Here is a 4833-nt window from a genome sequence, read left to right on the forward strand (position 1 = left end):
CTCTCACGCCAAATCAGAGATTCTGGCGTGAGGCTCCTGCTGATCTAGCTGAATTTCCCTTAGGTTGTGGTGGGATTTGACTCCATAAACTTCAGTGACAGCTGCTAAAACCATCTCTAAGTAAATTCCTGCTGGCATGACTGCAAAACCCTGAATACTATGATCCTTGAGGAATGGTAGTTGCTCTATATTCAGTTCGACTTGCCAAACGTAATCGTTGGGTAAATGAGCTTGCTGTGGTAAACGATAACCAAGTAGTAGGGAATCAGACCGAAAAGTGTTTGGGCGTTGACTATTATTCTCACAAGTAGGATTTCCTGTTTGCTCTTCATTTTCTAGCCAATATCGCTGCCGCTGCCAAGGATAAGTCGGCAAACTCACCCGTTGTCGTTGATAGTCTCGGTCATAACCAGACCAGTCTACCGAGACTCCGAGTACATAGAGTTCTCCCAAACTTTGGAGAATTTGCTGCCAATTATCCTGTCCTTGACGCAAACTAGGAAGCCAAACACCTACTCCTTCTGGTAGACAGTTGCGCCCCATCCCCAACAAGGTAGGTTTTGGTCCAATCTCAACAAAGATCTCATAACCATCAGCTTGAAGTGTCTTTAAAGTGTCAGCAAACCGCACACAGGATCGTAAGTGTCTCCCCCAATACTCAGGCGTAATATCTTTTTTAGTTAATCTTTCTGCTGTCAGGTTGGAGATTAGATCAATTTGAGGAGCACCATATGTGACACTAGCAGCAATTTGATGGAATTCTGCCAGCATTGGCTCCATTAGGGGTGAATGGAAGGCATGGGAAACCTGTAGCTTTTTTGTCTTAATTCCCTCTGCTTCCAGGGCAGTACAAATTGACAAAACTGCCTGCCGTTCTCCAGAAATGACAGTGTTTTGTGGTGTATTGAAAGCAGCAAATGCTACTTTATCATTGTTTTTTTCAGTAATAGTCCGTATAGTATCTGACGCCGCAAATACTACGGCCATTTCTCCGTCTGGCGGTAAACTCTGCATCAGGCGGCTTCTCTTGGCAATCAGTTTCAGTCCATCTTCCAGGCTGAAGACTCCCGCCACAGTTGCAGCAACGTATTCTCCTAAACTATGACCCATCACGGCAGTGGGTACGATACCCCAAGATTTCCATAACTGAGAGAGTGCATATTCAATGGCAAATAAAGCAGGTTGGGTGTAAGCGGTCTGATCTAGTGGCGAAGTCTCTCCTGCTTCAGGGTAAAGAACGGTTAGCAGTGACTTACCCAGATAGGAACGTAAAATTTCATCACAACGGTCTAAGGTTTGCCGAAAGATGGGCGCAGTTTCGTAGAGTTGGCGTCCCATGCCAATATATTGCGAACCTTGTCCAGTGAATAAAAATGCGACTAGTGGACGCTTCTTGCTTTTTACCTGACCACTAACAACTGTGGTAGTCTCCCCCGAAGCCGTAAAACCAGATAGTTCTTGTTGCAACTGCACCTTAGATTCAGCAACTACGGCAAGGCGGTAGTCAAAATGCGTACGCCCTGTATTGGCAGTAAAGCAAACATCTGCTAGCGACACCTCAGGATGGTTCAAAAGAAACTCCTGATAACTTTGCGCCATCTCTAAAAGTGCTTTCTCACTTTTAGCTGACAAGGTCAGAAGATGCAAAGGACGTTCTATTGCTTCTTTCTTTTGACTTTTGACTTTTGACCCTTCGCTAGCCCCTAAGGGGGCGCTGCGCAAACGCTCAAGGGCATGCTTTTGACTTAAGAGTGGTGCTTCTGCCAAAACCACATGAGCATTTGTGCCGCCAAAACCAAAGGAACTTACCCCAGCTAGTGCTAAACTATTTCCTTGCGGCCAAGGCTCCAAGGTTTGTTGAACTCGTAGCGGCAGTTTATCAAAGGGAATATAAGGATTTGGCTTTTGGAAATGCAGGTTTGGTGGAATTTGTCGATGTTTAAGAGATAACGCCACTTTAATCAACCCAGCAATTCCCGCTGCTGCTTCTAAATGACCAATATTGGTTTTAACCGATCCTACAGCACAGTAGTTTCCACCGGGTCGATCCTGGGAGAGCACCTCTCCTAAAGCGTCCATTTCTATAGGATCTCCCAGCGATGTGCCTGTACCATGAGCTTCAATGTACTGCACCTGACCAGGCGAAACACCACAAACTCGGTAAGCAGAGCGCAGAACAGCTGACTGTGCCTGTGGATTTGGAGCGGTAAGTCCATTGCTACGCCCATCCTGGTTGACCGCGCTTCCTTTAATGACAGCGTAAATGCGATCGCCCTGGGCCAAAGCTTGCGATAGAGGCTTCAAAATCACCACACCTCCCCCTTCACCACGAACATAACCATCTGCTCGGGCATCAAAGGTTTTGCAACGACCGTCAGAAGCCATAAACCCTGCTTTGGCGAAGTTAGCTGTAACTTTTGGCAACAATAAGGCATTCACTCCTCCAGCTACCGCAAGAGTAGACTCTTGGTTCCATAAGCTAAGACAAGCATAGTGAACCGCAACGAGTGAAGAGGAGCAAGCCGTATCAAACGCTACGCTTGGTCCTGTGAAATTAAATACATAGGAAATGCGGTTAGCGGCTATGGAATGAGAAGTCCCAGTGGTCATATAGATGTCTTGACCGGAATTGCCCCATGTCAACACAGAAAAATCTTGCGTTGATATTCCAATAAAGACTCCTGTTTGGGTACCTGCTAGATGCTTGGGTATTTGCCCAGCATCTTCTAATGCTTCCCAGGTAACCTCTAGCAACAATCGCTGCTGGGGGTCCATGCTGGCGGCTTCCCGTGAAGAAATACCAAAGAATTTGGGGTCAAACTGATCTACCTGCTCTAAAAAACCACCCCAACGAATATTTGTTTTGTCTAATTTTTCTGTGTCTGGATTTAAGTCCCACCGAGAAGGAGGCATTTCTGTAATAGCATCCACACCGTCACACAGCAGATGCCAAAAAGCCTCTGGACTATTAGCTTTAGGAAAACGACATCCTATTCCAATGATGGCGATTGGTTCTCTATTCATTCTCTTGGTTCTTGTGATTAATTAGCTTCATTTCATACATTTGCTTAAACACTAACTGGAGAGGTTATTGATTGCAATAACAGACATTGGGCTGCTAAGTACTGAGCAAACGCTTCAATGTTGGGGTACTTCCAAAAAAGAGTAGGCTCAAGTTCACAGCCAGTCCACTTTGCTAATTCACCTGTCATACTAACTGCCACCGCCGAATTTAAACCGTATGCAGCAAAAGGCTCCTGAATATCTATCTCATCCGGGGACACTCCCAGGGACAGGGCGAGATGAGAAACCAGCCACCTTGCGATTGGCTCCGCCAGTGCCCCTTGGGCAATCGCTTCTTCTGTAAAAGCTGGTTTGAACGATTCCCGATCAGTTTTAGACTCATCGGAATTTCGTACCTCTTCCCAAAGGACTTCTACTTCTTGTTGGAGTTGTACTAAGTCTATTTGTTGAAGATTTGCTATCCAATCTCCGACAACATCCAAACTTCCATTCAAAAAACCATCCCGACAAGCATGGCGTTGAATCTTACCACTGGATGTTTTCGGGATACTGGCTGTCTTCAGTAGCACAACAGCATAAACCTGTAGCTGGTGCTGCTCGGATACTGCCTGACGAATAGCCTTAACGACCTCATCTACATCCAACTGACGTAAGTAACTCCGTTCTACCTCTTGAGCAATGACTAACCGTTCAACACCTTCTACCTCCACAGAAAATGCTGCCCCACAATTCGGTCGCAGTGCTGAATGGCTCTTCTGGACTGTCAATTCAATATCCTGGGGATAATGATTTTGCCCCCGGATGATAATCATGTCTTTAATCCGACCGGTGACGAACAACTCGCCATCAAGCAAAAATCCTAAATCTCCCGTGCGTAAAAACGGCTCTTCTCCAGCATTTGCCAAATGTGCCCCAAAGGTTTGCTCACTCGCTTGATCTCGCATCCAGTAACCTTGCGCGACCGTGGAACCTGACACCCAAATTTCTCCCACTTCTCCAGGAGGGCAAGTTGCCAACGATTCTGGATGCACAATCGCAATTTTCGTATCAATTTCGGTATATCCGCATCCCACGAGAGTTAGCGACCCTGGCTCTTGTTCTTGAGCCTCTACCACGCGATTTTGTCTCAGTGCCTCTGATTGAACTGTATAAAAAGTCGGCAAGTCTTTGGCTCTGGTGGCAGTTACTTTGAGAGTAGCTTCAGCTAAACCGTAGGCAGGGCAGAAGGTTCTGAGGTTAAAACCACAAGGTTTTAACACTTCCGCAAACCGTTTGAGAACATCTGCTCTAACTGGCTCAGCACCGTTAAAAGCTATACACCAACTACTTAAATCTAAAGTGGCGAGTTGTTCTCTTGTGACCTTATCTACGCATAGTTGGTAGGCGAAGTTGGGAGCACAGCTATGAGTTGCTTTGTAGCGTGAAATCGCCTCAAGCCATCGAATTGGTTGCTGTAGGAAGGATGTGGGAGCCATCATGTAACATGGAATTCCCTTATATAGGGGTTGAATAACTCCATAGATGAGTCCCATATCATGAAAAGTAGGAAGCCATGTAACTACGACGCTTTCTGATGTGTATTCACATCCTCTGTCAATGTCTGCTGAATTGAACAGTAGATTGCCATGACTTACCATTACACCCTTTGGTGTTCCCGTAGAACCCGAGGTGTACTGTAGAAATGCCAAAGTATCGCTATTTATTTTTAAAGGCTGCCAAGAGAGTGCAAAGTCGTTCGTAAGATTTTCGGTAGCTATAGCAGGCGCCAGGGCGGTTAGGACGCCAGGTGTAGAACATGCTCCATGGCAT

The 4833-nt window shown here is 46.1% G+C and carries 2 protein-coding genes; both read right to left on the reverse strand.

Annotated elements, in window-relative coordinates:
- Positions 1-3: 3 nt before the first annotated feature.
- A complete protein-coding gene (locus ACM0OZ_RS47870) occupies positions 4-3024 on the reverse strand; it encodes a type I polyketide synthase (RefSeq protein WP_414589995.1) in 3021 nt (1006 codons plus the stop codon).
- Between the two features lie 44 nt (positions 3025-3068).
- The coding region (locus ACM0OZ_RS47875) for an AMP-binding protein (protein WP_414589996.1) at positions 3069-4833 on the reverse strand (1765 nt) is incomplete at its 5' end.

The organism is Scytonema sp. PCC 10023 (assembly GCF_963920835.1).
In the GTDB taxonomy this organism is placed as follows: domain Bacteria; phylum Cyanobacteriota; class Cyanobacteriia; order Cyanobacteriales; family Nostocaceae; genus Kalymmatonema.

Bases quoted from the DNA above. Each gene is read 5' to 3' on its own strand.
- ACM0OZ_RS47870 (WP_414589995.1), bottom strand. From the start codon at position 3,024: ATGAATAGAGAACCAATCGCCATCATTGGAATAGGATGTCGTTTTCCT.